Here is a 14,959-nt window from a genome sequence, read left to right on the forward strand (position 1 = left end):
GTAGTGAAACAGCGTCGCCGCGGCTTTGAAATCAACCCTGCCGAGGGGCGCGCACCGCGTTTTTCGGCCGGAACGCCTTCACCACGTCGGCGTTCGTTTCCACATACGGGCCGCCGATCAGGTCGATGCAGAAAGGCACCGCGGCGAAAATCCCCGGCACCTTCACGGCGCCCCCCGCGTCTGCGTCACGCAAACCTTCCAGCGTTTCCTTGATCGACTTCGGCTGCCCCGGCAGGTTGATGATCAGCGCCGCGTGATCCGCGGTTTCGCGGATCACCGCCACCTGACGCGACAGGATCGCGGTCGGCACGAAATTCAGACTGATTTGTCGCATCTGCTCGCCGAAACCCGGCATTTCCTTGGTCGCCACCGCCAAAGTCGCTTCCGGCGTCACGTCGCGGCGTGACGGGCCGGTGCCGCCGGTGGTCAACACCAGATCGCAAGCCACTTCGTCGACCAGCTCGATCAGCGTGGCGGAAATGGTGGGTGCATCGTCCTGAATCAGCCGTGTAACCACCTGGAACGGCGAGGTCAGGGCAGCGCCGAGCCATTCCTGCAGCGCCGGAATGCCTTTGTCCTCGTAGACGCCTGTCGACGCGCGATCGCTGATCGACACGAGGCCGATCACGATTTCGTCCGGATGATTACGCGTTGCCTTATTTGCCAACTTACGCGTCGCGGTCGTCATCGTCGTCTTCCTGCGCGTCTTCTGCATCGGAATCGGTGTCGGCAGACGGGCCGTCGGCGTTCTTGATCCACTGGAACAGCTCGCGGAAGTAGCGCGGCGGCTTGCTTTGCTGTGCTTCCTTGCGGGCATTGCGGATCAGCGTGCGGCCCTGCTGCGGATCGGCGTTCGGGTGCTGGCGGATGAATTCGGTCAGCGCGGCGTCGTCGGCGAGCAGTTTCTCGCGGGTGCGCTCGATCCAGTGCAGTTTGGCCGTTTCCGCCTTGTTGACGCCGTTATAGGTGTCGAGCGCGGTGCGCAGCGCGGCGGTTTCCTCGTCCAGCAGCGAGCGCATCACGCGCCCGACGTACTGCACCTGGCGGCGCTTGCCTTCGTGATCGGTGATGCGGCGCGCTTCGCGCACGGCGTCGTCGAGCTTTTCGGGCATCGGCATGCGCTTGAGCGCGTCTTTCGGCAGGGCGATCAGCGCCGAGCCCAGTTCCTGCAGCTCGTGCATTTCGCGCTTGAGCTGGGACTTGCTGGGACGGTCGTAGCCGTTCTCGTCGACTTCCGGCTCGGCGGATTCGATGGGTTGAATGCGGGTTTTGCGTGTCATACCGATATTGTAGCGTGCCGCGCACGCAGAACCCGCCGTGCTGCTGTGCACAAGTGCGCTTGCCAGCTTCGGCGGACGCGGCGATGCCGGTCGGGGCGGCCGCGAAGGCAGGCATCGCCGAGGCGGCGATAAATTCGGCCAACAGTCTCATCGAGCGAGCGCGGCGAATGCCAGGTGCAGCTTCGCGTACCTTGCTATGATCGCGGGATGCGTGACTACGCAAACGCGCACGCAAATGCAATTGCAAATGCGCACGCATGGGCGTGGCATGGGCGAACACACAGGGCCGCTCGGCCCCGAACAGGACGGCAACGACAATGGCAGCAGACATGGACGTCAAGCAGCGCTTTTTTCCGCATACCCAGGATGAACTGAAGGAAATCGCCTCGGACATCCTTCGTCACGCGAAGTCGCTCGGCGGCACCGACGCGGCGACCGAGATCTCCGAAGGCGACGGCCTGTCCGTCTCCGTGCGGCGCGGCGAAGTCGAGACGATCGAACACAACCGCGACAAGATGGTCGGCGTGACGGTGTTCATCGGTAACAAGCGCGGCAACGCGAGCACCTCGGATTTTTCGTCGCAGGCCTTGAAGGACACGGTCGCGGCGGCGTACAACATCGCCCGCTTCACCGCGGAGGACGACTGCGCGGGTCTCGCCGAAGCCGACCTGCTCGAAACCGCGCCGCGTGATCTCGATCTGTATCACCCGTGGAATCTGACGGCCGACGAAGCGGTGGAAATCGCCCGTCGCTCGGAAGACGCCGCGTTCGCCACTGATCCGCAGATCAAGAACTCGGAAGGCGCGAGCGTCTCGGCGCAGCACTCGCAGTTCGTGCTGGCCACCTCGCGCGGCTTCCTCGCGGGCTATCCGTACTCGCGCCACTACATCGCCTGCGCGCCGATCGCCGGCAGCGCGCGCAACATGCAGCGCGACGACTGGTACACGTCGACCCGTAGCGCAGCCGACCTCGCCGATCCGGAAGCGGTGGGCCGCTACGCCGCGCAACGGGCGCTGTCGCGCATTGGCGCGCGCGGGCTCGACACGCGCAAGGTGCCGGTGCTGTTCGAAGCGCCGCTTGCCGCCGGCATTCTCGGTGCGTTTGTGCAAGCCACGAGCGGCGGCGCGCTGTATCGCAAGACCTCGTTCCTCGTCGACAGCCTCGGCAAGCCGGTGTTCGCGCCGCACGTCCAGGTGGTCGAAGATCCGCACGTCGCGCGTGCGATGGGTAGCGCGCCGTTCGACGAAGAAGGCGTGCGTACGAAACAACGTTCGGTGGTGAAGGACGGCGTGGTGGAAGGCTACTTCCTGTCCACCTACTCGGCGCGCAAGCTCGGCATGCAGACAACCGGCAATGCCGGCGGTTCGCACAATCTGTCGCTGCGCAGTTCGAAAACGCGCCCGGGAGACGACTTCGAAGAAATGCTGAAGAAACTCGGCACGGGCCTGTTGCTGACCGAACTGATGGGGCAGGGCGTGAACTACGTGACAGGCGACTATTCGCGCGGCGCGTCGGGTTTCTGGGTCGAGAACGGCAAGATCCAGTATCCGGTCGAGGAAATCACCGTGGCGAGCACGCTGCAAGAGATGTTCCGCCATATCGTTGCGATCGGCGCGGATACGATCACGCGCGGCACCAAGGAAACGGGCTCGGTGCTGATCGAACGGATGACGATCGCCGGGCAGTAAGCGGTTCTATCAGGCGCAGCGTCTGCACAACGGCGCTGCAAAAAGAAACGCCACGCAAGCAAAGCGTGGCGTTTTTTTATGCGTGCACGATGAGTGGCGGCGAAAGACGAAAGACGAAAGACGAAAGACGAATGGCGAATGCACGAAGCGAAGCGCAGACCGTCAGTCAGACGCGCTGCAACCCCCTCAAGCGCCCTTACGCTTATACGTCACGAACGCGTAATCGAAGTCATTCGGCGCGTCCGCGCGATGCGTTTCATGCGCGACTTCTTCCCACTCGCTTTCATCGAGCTCGGGGAAGGTGGCGTCGCCTTCGAAGTCGGCGGAAATCTCGGTGATGATCAGCTTGTCAGCCTGACGCAAACCTTCTGCATACAACTGCGCGCCGCCGATCAGAAACGCTTCCGGGGCCTGATCCTGCGCAGCCAGCTTCAGCGCGTCTTCGAGCGTGGTGGCCGCGTCGCAGCCCTGAAAGCGCCGTGCGGCATCCCGTGTCACGACAATGTTGCGGCGTCCCGGCAGCGGCCGGCCGATCGATTCATGCGTCTTGCGGCCCATGATGATGGGTGCGCCCATCGTGGTGCGCTTGAAGAACGCGAGGTCTTCGGGGAGTCGCCAGGGCAACTGGTTGTCGCGGCCGATCACGCCGTTATTGGCGCGAGCGACGATCAGGGTGAGCGTCGTCATCGAATGGAAAGGGGAACGTAACCAGGATGATTCTACCTGAGGCGCAACGCGGTGCCGCTATGTCAGCTGCCCGGAGCCCGGACGTGCGGCTACGTGGGCGCGCGTCTGACCCGTTGACCGGTTGGCTCTTGCGCCATGGCGGGGCGGCGAGGCACCGGCCGGGCAGCCGGTGCCTCGCCAGGCGCCGCATCATTCGTGGGCGGCCTCGTCGGCGACGCTCGATTCAAACGGCGCCTTCTCGTCAACGACGCTCAGCTCCCGCAACCCGTGGTGACCCATCAGCCGGTACAACGTGACGCGCGAAATATTCAGATCAATCGCCGCCTCGTTCAACCGATGACGATGCCGCAACAACGCAGCTTCGATCGCGCGTTTCTCGGCGGCGTCGCGCGCCTGCGAGAGGCTCATGGTCTCCTGCTCGGTGAACTGTGCGAGGTCGAGGTCTTCGGCGGAAATCAGCTTGTTTTCCGCCATCACGATCGCGCGGCGCACCCGGTTGATCATCTCGCGCACATTGCCTGGCCAGCCGTAGTTGTACATTGCCTCGATCGCCGACGGCGTAAAGCCGCGGATCTTGCGCGCGCTGTCGGTCTTGAACTTGTGCATGATGTGATGCGCAAGAATCTCGATGTCCTTGCCGCGGGCGCGCAACGGCGGCTCGTCGACACGCAGTACGCACAGGCGGTGGAACAGGTCGGCGCGGAATCGTCCGTCGCGCATCGCACTCTCGAGATCCACGTGGGTCGCCGAGATGATTCGCACATCCACGGGAATAGATTCGCGGCCGCCGAGGCGGTCGATCTTGCCTTCCTGCAAGAAGCGCAGCAGGCTGGCCTGGCTTTCCATCGGCAGGTCGCCGATTTCGTCGAGCAGCAGCGTGCCGCCGTCCGCGGCCTCGACCCGGCCGATCTTGCGCTGGTTCGCGCCGGTGAACGCGCCGCGTTCGTAACCGAATAGTTCGGATTGCAACAGATGATGCGGAATCGCGCCGCAGTTGATGGCGATGAACGGCGCCTTGCGGCGCGGCGAGCGTTCGTGAATCGCCAGTGCCGTGAGTTCCTTGCCGGTGCCGGATTCACCCGAGATGAACACGCTGGCGTCCGTGTTGGCGACTTTGCGAATCGTGCGGAAGAGTTGCTGCATCGCTTCGCAGGTCCCGACCATTTCCTCTTCGTCGTCGGCGGCGGGTGCGGCAGGCGGGATCTCATCGGCATCGCACAACGTCACCATGCCGAATGCGTGACTGGCGAGGTAATCGATCGTGGCGTTGGCCACGGGTGTCTTGACGTAGTCGAAGCAGTAGTGGCGGATCAGGCGCCGCACGTTGGCATCGGTGAGGCGTTCCGGCGTGGCGAGCGCAATCCAGCCGATCTGCTGTTGACGCAGGCTCGCTTCGAGCCCGCCGAGGTCGCGCGGCGCAAAGCTGGCCAGGTCGACGATGCCGGCGCATATCACGTCGGGCTTGAGCAGGCGCGAGACCTCATGCGCCGAGCGGGCGACCATCACGTGCCAGCCGCGGCTCTTCAGATGGGCGGCGAGCGCTTCGTCCGGCGTACGCGCAACATACAGCAGCAGCCGGTCGGTCCGCGCGTGCAGCAGACCGCTCCCACTCGCGGCGGGGGACGCCTCGTGCAAGCGTCCCACAGCGGCCTCCTGAGGTCGCGCCAAAGAAACTTCCGGCGGCCGCCCCACAAGGACTTCCGCTGCTCGTGTCACAGAAACGTCCGACGCTCGGGCAATCGACAGATGAGTGCCGGAGGGCGGTGTAACGCTGCTCAAATGGGGTGATTCGCGCACGATCAGCCTCGTATCGTTGACACGTCAAAAAGTGTAGGGAAAGCGCACGCCGATCACGAAGTTCGGCGTGTCGGGCGTGAGGCCGACCGATACCGAACCATTGATCGTCAGGTGCTTGTTCACTACGTGATTCAAGCCGAAGGTCAATGCGGCAGCGGTGGTCTCGCTGCCCGGCACCTTCGAATAGGTTCCGCCTGGCGACTTGGTCTGCGACTCGGGTTCCAGCGCCATGGTGTACGAAATGCTGGCGGAATCCTTGTCCGAGAACGCCAGCGCCACGCCGCCGCCGAACTGCACCACGTCGCCGATCTTGACCGTCGCCGGTTCGGTCTGTCCGATGACCGACGAGATGTCCTGGAACGAGCGGGCGATGTTGTAGGTGTACGAAACGCTGCCGAACAGCACGACCGGATCGTAGGTCTTCAACACCGACAAACCCGCCGTGATGTTCCAGAAGCCGGTGCCGGTGGGCAGCTTGGTGGGGGCGACGAGGTTGGTGTTGTTGGCATCGACCTGCGCCAGCTTGATGCCGAACGGCGACGTACCGGTCGGCGCCTTGATGCGCAGGCTGCCGACCAGGTCCGGCAGATTGTTGGTTTCCTTCAGGAACTGGTAGTAGATCCCGAAGTTGACGTCGCCGATATTGCTCGAATTTGCCGAGGCATCCGAGACCGTATTCGCCGCTCCGCCTGCTCCGCCGACGATGAAGTTGCTGTGCCGGTAGACATAGGGCACGTCGACGTCGACGCTGATGCGGTCGGTCAGACCGTAGCGCGTGTCGAGGTCGGCCATCACCTGGTGCGACTTGGTTTCGCCGAGGTTGATGTTGCCGAGGAAAATCGCATCGAGCGCGAGGAAGCCGGACAGTTGCAACTGGCGGCGGTCGTAGTAGGTATCGTTGATACCCCAGTCGAGGGTCAGCTTGTGCTCGAACAGCGGCGTGTGCTGCTGGCTTTGCACCACCGCGTCTTCCGATTGGGTGCGCACCGGTTGGGCGGCCTTCTGCGTCTGGCCGATTGCACCGCTGCCGTCGGTCGCGGCCGGCAGGCCGCCGCCGCTGCTGCCTTCCGGCACGGGCGGCGTGACCGGTACGCCTGTCGCGGTACCCGTGGCGCCCCCCGGCGCGGGAGTACCCGGATTCACCTGGGCAAGCGGTGGCAACGGCACAGGCAAGCCGTCTGCGCCAGGCTGCTCGGCGACCGCCGCGTTTCCGGCCTGCTCGCCGTAACCCGGTGCGCCGCGGCCGCGCTGCGACATCTCGAGGTTCGTGACCTGACGTTCGAGTGAGATGATCTGCTTTTGCTGCTCGCTGACAACACGCATGAGCGTGTTCAGCCGTTCTTCCACCGATTGATCGGCGAGCGCTTGCGCGCTGGCCCCCTGCGATAGCGCAAACAGCATGACGGCGGCTGGAATAGCCGCTAACGCCATGCGCGGCGCCCCGGTCTTTGAGAATCTGATCATTTTTGTTCCCCCGGTATTCTGACTGCGCGTCGCATGTCTCCTTGTGCATCACGCGGTCGTTTGGTACTTCGGTCTCCTTCCTGGTCGGGTGGCGGCCCGTGTTATCTCCTTACCGTGTTTTGCAGGGCTTGCAGGACGCCAATCTGGCGCAGCATCGAGGCCGACATCGGTTGCGTCTGCAAATGCAGTTGCAACTGGTTGGCGACTTGCTGGTTATTGCCTGCGATCTGCAAGAGTTGGGCAATCTTGCCGGCCTGCAGCGCACTCGACGGCGCGATGGTTTGGGTCGCGATACCGCTTGGCGTCTGCAACGAAATCGAAATGCCGCCGTTGGCGAGACTGACGGAGGCTTTCACCGAGCCGTTCGCATTGCTTGCGGCGGCCGCCGTTGCGTTGTTATAGGATCCGCCCGCGAGGCTGCCAGGTGAGGCGTCGAAATCGATCAGCGCCTGGTTCGTCCCGAGGTTGCCGTTGCCGGCCACCTGGGTAATCTGCGAGACGCCGTTGACGCTGACGTTCTGTCCGCCGGTTGCGCTGGCGTTGCGGTTTGCGCCGCTGCCGCCGCCCACGTTCGGACCGGTCACTGAGGCCGTTGAATTGAACTGCACGTTCGGCTGGTTGGGCGTGTTTGTACCGATGGCGAGCGAGCCCGAGGCGACAGCGGTGGCGCCGTTCGGCAACTGCCATTGCGACAGCAGGGTGATAACGACACCCGAAATGATGTCCCCGACGATGCCTTTGCCGGTCTGATTGGCGAGGATGGCGTCGTCGACAGGTTGCAGCTTGAGGGCGCCGACGTCTTCAAACACCGTAGATGTCTGCTCGGCAGCGTGTGCGACTGATGCGAGGCCGCACGTTGTGAAACACAACGCGCAGCCAATGGTGAGTAAGTTTCGTTCCATGATGAGTCAGAACAGCTCTGCCTTGATCAAACCGTATTCAACAAAGGGAGTCGCGGCCGTGCCGTTTTCCAGTGCACGTTCGCGCAGCTTGAGCGCGAGCGACTCGTTGCCTTGCAAGAGCGGAGAATCCTCCATGAATGGCTTGCCGACGACCGCGAACACGAGGCCGTTCCATTTCTTGACGAAGTCGTCTTCCATGACGATGCGGTTGCCGAGCGCTGGGTCGGCGATGAAGATGCGGCCGTCTTCCGCGTGCTTGACGATCACGAAGTGTTCGTAGCCGTCGCTGTTCATCAGCACGAGCACAGGAATCTGCAGGTGATAGAGCGCTTCAGGGGTAACGCGGAAACCCCGGCCACGCAGGCCGATCGTTTCGACGAACTTCTTCATGTCAAGCATCGAGAAGCCGTTCTTGACCACCACCTCTGGTGTCGAAAACACCATCATGCGTTGGATCATTTCGGGTTCGGGAATGTCGATGCCGTAGCCGTACTTCAGCAACGTGGCCAGAGCGGCCGAGCCGCAGCTGTAGTCGTAACGCTGCGAAACGATGTGGTTGTAGCGGATCTCGCGGATCGAGCGCACGTTCACGTCGAACGGCACGCCCGCTGCTGCGTTCATGGAAAGGGCACTCTGCGCGTGACCCGTCTGCGAAAGCACGAGTCCAGCGAAGAATGCCAGGAAAAAGCCGTGCGTTACCCTGCTCACCCCGAACATGGTATGTCCCCCCCCCCTGCAGAGACAGCCGGCCAGCGCGAGGCTGACCGGTGTCTTCCTGCGATACAGCTTTAGTTACTGATGCGACACGCTGGCGACTGCAAGGCCGTTGTGTTGCAGGTTGCCTACACCCGACGCGATATTCACCCCGATGTTGCCGGCGGAGTTGGACAGGGCGCCTGCACCGAGCATCGACGAACCGGTGAAGTTGCCGCTAACCGATGCGCCTGCGGTTTGGCAGTTCTGGTCGCTTGCGATGACTTCGCCGCCGTCCTTGCCGCCCCTGTGACCCCAGCCACCGCTGCTGCTGCTATCCGTGGTGGCCGATGCGGCGAGGCTGTTGTTTTGCACGTTGCCGACACCCGACGCCACGTTCACCCCGATGTTGCCGGTCGCGCCCTTCAGCACGTCGGCTCCGACGCTGGCGGTGAAGTCGAAGTCACCAATCCGCGCCCGGCCGTCCGACGATTGCGTCGAGTAGATCTGCGCAGTGCCGAACACGGGGCCGACGTCCATGTTGGACAGGGCGGCATCATTGGATTGCGCGTTGTCGACACCGGTGGCCATGTTGACGCCGATGTTGCCGTTTGCGCCTTTCAGTGCGCCGTCGCCGATCGAGGCAGACATCACCGTCGGTTTTTCGGTGTTGATGTGCTGGGTGATGCTGCCGTAGACATTCACTGTGCCTGCGCTGATGCTGTCATGCGCGCTCCAGCCCCATGCGTTGGCGTCCGCGGAGACATGGCTGGCCTTGTAGTAGCCCGAGGCGCTTTGTTCCGCAGCTTGAGCGAAGTAGCCGGACGAATGTTCCTGTCCCCATGCGGCCTGATGTCCCGAGGACTGCTCGGCGAAGTAGCCGCCGAAGTTATCCGAGGAGTGCGTGTTCAGCGCAGCGGCGAAACCTGCTGCTACTCCGCCGACGATCACGCCGCCGCCGCCGCCGAGGCCGGCGATGAAGCCGGCTGCCAGATAGCCGTTCGCGCTGTTGTGGGTGTTGACGTGGCTGCCGCCGGCAACCGATGCTTGATAGCCTTGATTGAAGCCGCTGCTTTCGCCGAAGCTCTGGCCTTGTGCATAAGCTGCAGCCGATTGTTCTTGTGAGCCTTCAGCAAACGAGCCCGCGCTGTACGACGAATGAACCGCGTAGTTCGAACCGCTGCCGCTGCCGTTGAACCAGCCTTTGGTCGCGTCGATGGTCGTGGTCACGTGGCCGGTGGTGTAGCTCTGCGGCGGCGTCTTCATGTTGACGCCACTGATGTCTACATTCTGCGTGTTGTTGACCGTGGCGCCGGAACTGCTCGACACATTGACGTGGCCGCGCAAGGTAATGAAGCCGAATTCGCCAATGTCGGTGTAGATGTTGGTTGCCGTAAAGAGCTCAGCCGGGTCGCAGCCGGCCGTGCATTCGGCGTAAGCCGAGCTTGCTGCCAACGTCGACAGGACAGCCGCTGCAATGAGAGTGCGCTTCATGATGACGCTCCGATAAAGAGTGTGGCTCGTTAGAAAAAGGTGCCCGCCGGGGGACGGAGCACAAAACTGTTTGAACTGACGTTACCTGAGCCGGCTGTCTGGTTGATCTGAACGATCCCACTGACGTTTTTGAGCGCATCCGTACCGATGGATACCTCGCGTACGTCGTGGTTTTCGCTAGACCTTCCCAGGCCACCGCCCTTGGCGGTCGTAGCGGATAGCACCCCATCCGCTACGATCTCCGCTCCAATCGGTCCAGAACCAACTACGGCGCTGTTCCGCTGGAGATTCCCTACACCCGCCGACTGATTCACTTCGATAAGGCCAGAGGTGTTTGAAAATGCATTACTGCCGATCGTGCTTTTTGCAGCCGCCGTCTTGGCGTTGGTGGCTGCGATCTGCAAGCTGCCGATCAGGTTGATAGGCGTGGCTCCGCTAGTGAACACGCCCTGATTCGCTTGTGCGTTGTCGAGCCCGGAGGTCTCGTTGATGGCGATAACCCCCAGGCTGCCGCTGACCGCGCCTTTGCCGATCAGCGACTCCGCGTCGATCTGGGCCGGCAGCGTTTGGGCATGGACCGCGAAGCTCGCACAGCCAAGCAATGCCCATGCGAGCAGGGGCCAGCGCGACTGTTTGCGTGACGGAAGGCGCCTGGCCGGTGCGCGTGACGTTGTCATTTCATGGCTCCTAGAGCGGCGCCCAAGGGGGCGAGTGCACTGTTGACCGACTGGGCAATCGAGCTGCCGATTCCGCCTGCGCCGCCGAAGCTGGCGCCCGCGCCGACCGGAACGTTGTTGCCGGCGCCTGCCAGCATGTGTGTAATACCGTTGGCGCCGACTAGCGCAGGCATATAGCCGTTGCCAGCGATGCCGGCGGTGCCGTGCGCGCCGTTCAGGTCGAGATCGCTCGCCATCGAGCCGATCGCGCCATCGAAAGCGGCCCTCGGGAAAGTTTCGACCTGGACTGCGATCGGGTCCTGGCTCTTCGGCACCGGCACGAACGCATCGCGTGGCGTGATTTCGCGCTCGATGACGAGGTTGCCCGGCTGCGTCAACTGCTGCGCGGTCGCACTCGTTGTGGCGCCGGTAGCGAGCACGCCGAGCAGCGCGCACAGCACGGCTGCACAGGGGCGGCTGCTGCTCGGCTTCTGGGTTGAGGCGTTCATGTCAGTTCCTTGCGGGCGGACGATCGGTCGGTGCGGTCTTGGGCAGCGAGCGGCTCGTTGCGCTAATTTCTCTGGTAGCTCGTGACGTTGCCTTGAGCGGAGCGGGCGACGTCGACGGGAACCGGCAACTGCGACGGCGGGGCGATTTCGTCCCACAGCGTCACGCCGTTGCCACTGTTGTTAAAGCCGCGCATCAGCTGTGGCGTCGCGGAGACCATCAACATGCCGCCGAAGCCGCCGCGTTGGTGGGACAGCGCCTGATCGTCCAGCACGAGATCGGTCACAGACGCGGCATCGGCGGGAATGCTCAGCGCGTTGCCGGCCAGATCGCTGCGGGGCGCGGCGCTGTCGTTCGTGGCCGCCACGGTGTTGTCCACCGCGGCGGCGCTTGCCGTATTCGTGACGTCCGTAACCGTCGTGGTCGGCGAGGCCACCGCTGCGAGCGTCGTGCTCGCGAGGGTGGCGGAACCGGCATCGGCGGTTTCGGCCATCGTGGCGGATTGAGGTTGTGCGGATTCCTGTGCATTGACGCCAGCGGACAGCACGGTCAAGGTCACCGCGGCGGCGCATAGTGCGGCGCAAGGTGCAATGCTGCTCAGGTCGATGCGGAAAGCGAGTCGCATGATGTGTCTCCTTGGTGCACAGCATTTAGCGAAACGTGTGCCATGAGTCGCAATCCATTGGTGCGTCTGGATGTGACCCGCATACCGCGGAGTAACAGGTAAGAAATCGGACAAAAACGTTTCAGCGCTGAAACGGCAGGCAGAAAATACCTGTAATTCGTTAAATCCGAAGGTATGAAGTACCTTCGGGTCTACGCTAGGAAAAGCGCTTCCACAATGCTTTTATTCATAAGCTGAATAACTATTTATCGGCCGCTTGGCCTTACTGGACAAGGAGTCCCCGATTAAATTCGCATAATTGTTTTCCAAGCGGCGCGTGTATAGTAAGCTCTCGAAAACAGCTTCAGATTTAAAAAAGCCCGCTAACGGGCCGTCTCAAACACACACGCCGCTTTCTTGGGGATCAGCTGTCCGCACGGAATGGAATGGCCGTTCGGTTTTTGCTATATCGCGAATCCCGAACGAGTCAGCGTGTCTGAACTGGAGTTCAGGTGCGTGCGTCATCCTTAACGTTCGTTGACGAGAGGATCTGAATAATGGAACCCGCAACGCGGCAACTGATTTACGTTTCACGCGATCCGAGCGCGGAACTGAATACTCGCTTCCATCAGCGCGGCTGGCATGTCGAAGTCGTGGGGTCGGCGCGCGATGTGCGCCGTGCTGTTCGCGCCGGAATGGCCGCGGGCGGCCTGCTCGATCTGTCTAGTGATTTTCAGCCACACGAGATTGCCGCTTTCGAGTCCTGCCTGACCATGCCGAACGTCGGCTGGGTGGCGGCAACCACGCCTGGACAATTGCAGGACGCGGCCTTGCGCCGGCTCGTACGGGACTATTGTTTCGACTATGTAACGGTGCCGTACTCGGGCGACAGGATCGTCGATTCGGTCGGTCATGCATACGGCATGATCTCGCTCGGCGAGCCGGCATCGAACGACGCTTCGCAAGGCGCCGAAGGCGAAATGGTCGGTTCATGCGACGCGATGCTCGCGCTGTTCCGCTCGATCCGCAAAGTGGCCATGACCGACGCGCCGGTGTTTATCTCAGGCGAGTCGGGCACCGGCAAGGAGCTGACCGCAGTCGCGATCCACGAACGCTCGGCGCGCCGCAATGCGCCTTTTGTGCCGATCAACTGCGGTGCGATTCCCCCACATCTATTGCAATCCGAACTATTTGGGTATGAGCGCGGCGCGTTTACCGGCGCCAACCAGCGCAAGATCGGCCGCGTGGAAGCGGCCAACGGCGGCACGCTGTTTCTCGACGAAATCGGCGATCTGCCGCTCGAAAGCCAGGCGAGCCTGCTGCGCTTCCTGCAGGAACGCAAGGTGGAGCGGCTCGGCGGCCACGGTTCAATCGACGTCGACGTGCGCATCATTTCGGCAACGCACGTAGATATGACGGCTGCGATGATCGAAGGGCGGTTCCGCTCCGACCTGTATCACCGTCTGTGCGTGCTGCAAATCGACGAGCCACCGTTGCGCGCACGTGGTAAGGATATCGAACTGCTTGCGCGGCACATGCTGGAACGTTTCAAGAAAGATGCAAGCCGCCGTCTGCGCGGTTTCGCGCCCGACGCCATCGCGGCGCTGCATAACTACGGCTGGCCGGGCAACGTGCGCGAGTTGATCAATCGCGTGCGGCGCGCCATCGTGATGTCGGAAGGGCGTGCGATCACGGCACGTGATCTCGAGTTGGCCGAGTATGTGGAGATCGTGCCCGTCTCGCTCGCCCAGGCGCGCGAAGCGGCCGAACGTCAGGCCATCGAGCTCGCGTTGCTGCGCCATCGTGGCCGTCTCGGCGACGCCGCGCAGGAACTCGGCATTTCACGCGTCACGCTATATCGCCTGCTGTGCTCGCACGGCATGCGCCATATGGAAGGCGAACCGCTGGGCACGCCGCACGGTGAATTGCCGGCCTCAGTGCCGCATCTCTAACGGGCCTGGTTGTCCACTCAGCGCCCACTCAACGTCCGCTTAGCCACTGATATTTTCTCCGCGGCGCGCCTCGACCGGGCGCCGTTCGGCTGCGCTTGTTAAAATCGGGTTTTCCGCTCAATCTCCGTGGCGCGTGTGCCTGACCGGGCGCGCGCTTCGTCGAAGGAACCCGCATGAAACAATACCTCGACCTCGTCCGCACGATTCTCGACACCGGCACGTGGCAGGAGAACCGCACCGGCATCCGCACCATCAGCATGCCGGGCGCCATGTTGCGCTTCGACCTCCAGCAGGGCTTTCCCGCGGTCACTACGAAAAAACTGGCGTTCAAGTCGGCAGTGGGCGAGCTGGTCGGCTTTCTGCGCGCCTCGCGCAGCGCCGCGGATTTCCGCGATCTCGGTTGCAAGGTATGGGACGCGAATGCCAACCAGAATCCGCAATGGCTCGCCAATCCGTATCGCCAGGGCCCGGACGATCTCGGCGACGTGTATGGCGTGCAGTGGCGCCAGTGGCCGGCCTACAAGGTGCTGGACGCAGACGCCGCCGCGCAGCTGGCCGACGCCACGGCCCGTGGCTTCCAGGTGGTGACGGAATTCGAGGAAGACGGCAGTCCCAAGGTGCTGCTGTACAAGGCGATCGACCAGTTGCGGCAATGTCTCGACACGATCATGCAGAACCCGGCCGACCGGCGAATTTTGTTTCATGCCTGGAACCCCGCCGTGCTGGACCAGATAGCGCTGCCGGCTTGTCATCTGCTCTATCAGTTCCTGCCGAATGTTGCGCGGCGCGAAATCTCGCTGTGTTTGTACATCCGCAGCAACGATGTCGGCCTCGGCACGCCGTTCAATCTGACCGAAGGCGCGGCGTTGCTGCATCTGGTTGGCCGGCTGACGGGTTATACGCCGCGCTGGTTCACCTACTTTATCGGCGACGCGCACATCTACGAGAACCAGCTCGACATGCTGCAGCAACAGCTCACGCGCGAGCCTTATGAAAGCCCGGCCTTCGCGATCTCGGACCGTGTGCCTGACTATGCGAAAACGGGTGTGTATGAGCCGGAATGGCTGGAGAAGATCGAGCCGTCGGACTTCTCGCTGGTCGGCTATCGGCATCATGAGCCGCTTACGGCGCCTATGGCCGTGTGAACGCGCGCTGAGCAATCTGCTCGCAGCCTGTTCAAAGAAAAACCCCCGCGATGCAAATCGCGGGGGTTTTTTCTTGCCGGCTTCCAGCCA

Annotated in this window: 14 protein-coding genes; 3 read left to right on the top strand and 11 right to left on the bottom strand. The window is 62.8% G+C overall.

Annotation, left to right across the window (positions count from 1 at the left end; all coding sequences use genetic code 11):
• Nucleotides 1-31 precede the first annotated feature (31 nt).
• Both mog and yjgA read right to left on the bottom strand, forming a co-directional pair.
• Nucleotides 32-688, bottom strand: a complete 657-nt coding sequence (gene mog, locus R8871_RS14255; RefSeq protein WP_175051032.1) for a molybdopterin adenylyltransferase — start codon at nucleotides 686-688, stop codon at nucleotides 32-34.
• The gene (yjgA, locus tag R8871_RS14260; RefSeq protein ID WP_175051033.1) at nucleotides 669-1,280 is read right to left on the bottom strand and encodes a ribosome biogenesis factor YjgA; all 612 of its coding nucleotides are present in this window, start codon (nucleotides 1,278-1,280) and stop codon (nucleotides 669-671) included. Before yjgA ends, mog begins: the two co-directional genes overlap by 20 nt.
• Before the next feature lie 317 nt (nucleotides 1,281-1,597).
• On the opposite strand from yjgA, the gene pmbA reads away from it, so the two are divergent.
• Entirely contained in the window at nucleotides 1,598-2,968 is a 1,371-nt protein-coding gene (pmbA, locus tag R8871_RS14265) for a metalloprotease PmbA (protein WP_054036131.1), read from the top strand.
• A 186-nt stretch (nucleotides 2,969-3,154) separates the two neighbouring features.
• On the opposite strand, the gene R8871_RS14270 is transcribed toward pmbA, so the two are convergent.
• From R8871_RS14270 to R8871_RS14310, 9 genes are all read right to left on the bottom strand, one after another.
• Nucleotides 3,155-3,655: a dihydrofolate reductase gene (locus R8871_RS14270; protein ID WP_074282597.1), complete on the bottom strand. Its 501-nt coding sequence runs from the start codon at nucleotides 3,653-3,655 to the stop codon at nucleotides 3,155-3,157.
• Between the two features lie 189 nt (nucleotides 3,656-3,844).
• On the bottom strand, nucleotides 3,845-5,290 hold the full coding sequence (locus tag R8871_RS14275) for a sigma-54 dependent transcriptional regulator (protein ID WP_246287590.1): 1,446 nt from the start codon (nucleotides 5,288-5,290) through the stop codon (nucleotides 3,845-3,847).
• A gap of 186 nt (nucleotides 5,291-5,476) precedes the next feature.
• A complete protein-coding gene (locus tag R8871_RS14280) occupies nucleotides 5,477-6,883 on the bottom strand; it encodes a hypothetical protein (RefSeq protein WP_175051310.1) in 1,407 nt (468 codons plus the stop codon).
• A gap of 134 nt (nucleotides 6,884-7,017) precedes the next feature.
• Nucleotides 7,018-7,818: a peptidase C39 gene (locus tag R8871_RS14285; RefSeq protein WP_175051034.1), complete on the bottom strand. Its 801-nt coding sequence runs from the start codon at nucleotides 7,816-7,818 to the stop codon at nucleotides 7,018-7,020.
• 6 nt (nucleotides 7,819-7,824) lie between these two features.
• A complete protein-coding gene (locus R8871_RS14290; protein ID WP_246287567.1) occupies nucleotides 7,825-8,439 on the bottom strand; it encodes a C39 family peptidase in 615 nt (204 codons plus the stop codon).
• Nucleotides 8,440-8,610: 171 nt separating this feature from the next.
• The gene (locus tag R8871_RS14295) at nucleotides 8,611-10,005 is read right to left on the bottom strand and encodes a hypothetical protein (protein WP_175051036.1); all 1,395 of its coding nucleotides are present in this window, start codon (nucleotides 10,003-10,005) and stop codon (nucleotides 8,611-8,613) included.
• Between the two features lie 29 nt (nucleotides 10,006-10,034).
• The gene (locus tag R8871_RS14300) at nucleotides 10,035-10,682 is read right to left on the bottom strand and encodes a hypothetical protein (RefSeq protein WP_175051037.1); all 648 of its coding nucleotides are present in this window, start codon (nucleotides 10,680-10,682) and stop codon (nucleotides 10,035-10,037) included.
• Nucleotides 10,679-11,170 carry a hypothetical protein gene (locus R8871_RS14305; protein WP_246287568.1) on the bottom strand — a complete coding sequence of 164 codons (492 nt, stop codon included), beginning with the start codon at nucleotides 11,168-11,170 and terminating at the stop codon, nucleotides 10,679-10,681. The genes R8871_RS14300 and R8871_RS14305 overlap by 4 nt, the downstream gene beginning before the upstream one ends.
• Before the next feature lie 62 nt (nucleotides 11,171-11,232).
• The gene (locus tag R8871_RS14310; RefSeq protein ID WP_175051038.1) at nucleotides 11,233-11,793 is read right to left on the bottom strand and encodes a RodZ family helix-turn-helix domain-containing protein; all 561 of its coding nucleotides are present in this window, start codon (nucleotides 11,791-11,793) and stop codon (nucleotides 11,233-11,235) included.
• A 536-nt stretch (nucleotides 11,794-12,329) separates the two neighbouring features.
• Here R8871_RS14310 and R8871_RS14315 point away from each other — a divergent pair.
• Together R8871_RS14315 and R8871_RS14320 are read left to right on the top strand one after the other, a co-directional pair.
• On the top strand, nucleotides 12,330-13,724 hold the full coding sequence (locus R8871_RS14315) for a sigma-54 dependent transcriptional regulator (RefSeq protein ID WP_175051039.1): 1,395 nt from the start codon (nucleotides 12,330-12,332) through the stop codon (nucleotides 13,722-13,724).
• A gap of 173 nt (nucleotides 13,725-13,897) precedes the next feature.
• Nucleotides 13,898-14,869 (top strand): thymidylate synthase, encoded by a 972-nt coding sequence (locus tag R8871_RS14320; RefSeq protein ID WP_175051040.1) that lies wholly within the window; start codon nucleotides 13,898-13,900, stop codon nucleotides 14,867-14,869.
• Nucleotides 14,870-14,959 lie beyond the last annotated feature (90 nt).

It is taken from the genome of Paraburkholderia sediminicola, assembly GCF_902859805.1.
GTDB lineage: Bacteria > Pseudomonadota > Gammaproteobacteria > Burkholderiales > Burkholderiaceae > Paraburkholderia > Paraburkholderia sediminicola.

Excerpts from the sequence above, each read along its gene's own strand:
- mog (WP_175051032.1), bottom strand. The coding sequence starts at position 688 with ATGACGACCGCGACGCGTAAGTTGGCAAATAAGGCAACGCGTAATCAT.
- yjgA (WP_175051033.1), bottom strand. The coding sequence starts at position 1,280 with ATGACACGCAAAACCCGCATTCAACCCATCGAATCCGCCGAGCCGGAA.
- pmbA (WP_054036131.1), top strand. The coding sequence starts at position 1,598 with ATGGCAGCAGACATGGACGTCAAGCAGCGCTTTTTTCCGCATACCCAG.
- R8871_RS14270 (WP_074282597.1), bottom strand. The coding sequence starts at position 3,655 with ATGACGACGCTCACCCTGATCGTCGCTCGCGCCAATAACGGCGTGATC.
- R8871_RS14280 (WP_175051310.1), bottom strand. The coding sequence starts at position 6,883 with ATGGCGTTAGCGGCTATTCCAGCCGCCGTCATGCTGTTTGCGCTATCG.
- R8871_RS14285 (WP_175051034.1), bottom strand. The coding sequence starts at position 7,818 with ATGGAACGAAACTTACTCACCATTGGCTGCGCGTTGTGTTTCACAACG.
- R8871_RS14290 (WP_246287567.1), bottom strand. The coding sequence starts at position 8,439 with ATGAACGCAGCAGCGGGCGTGCCGTTCGACGTGAACGTGCGCTCGATC.
- R8871_RS14295 (WP_175051036.1), bottom strand. The coding sequence starts at position 10,005 with ATGAAGCGCACTCTCATTGCAGCGGCTGTCCTGTCGACGTTGGCAGCA.
- R8871_RS14300 (WP_175051037.1), bottom strand. The coding sequence starts at position 10,682 with ATGACAACGTCACGCGCACCGGCCAGGCGCCTTCCGTCACGCAAACAG.
- R8871_RS14305 (WP_246287568.1), bottom strand. The coding sequence starts at position 11,170 with ATGAACGCCTCAACCCAGAAGCCGAGCAGCAGCCGCCCCTGTGCAGCC.
- R8871_RS14310 (WP_175051038.1), bottom strand. The coding sequence starts at position 11,793 with ATGCGACTCGCTTTCCGCATCGACCTGAGCAGCATTGCACCTTGCGCC.
- R8871_RS14315 (WP_175051039.1), top strand. The coding sequence starts at position 12,330 with ATGGAACCCGCAACGCGGCAACTGATTTACGTTTCACGCGATCCGAGC.
- R8871_RS14320 (WP_175051040.1), top strand. The coding sequence starts at position 13,898 with ATGAAACAATACCTCGACCTCGTCCGCACGATTCTCGACACCGGCACG.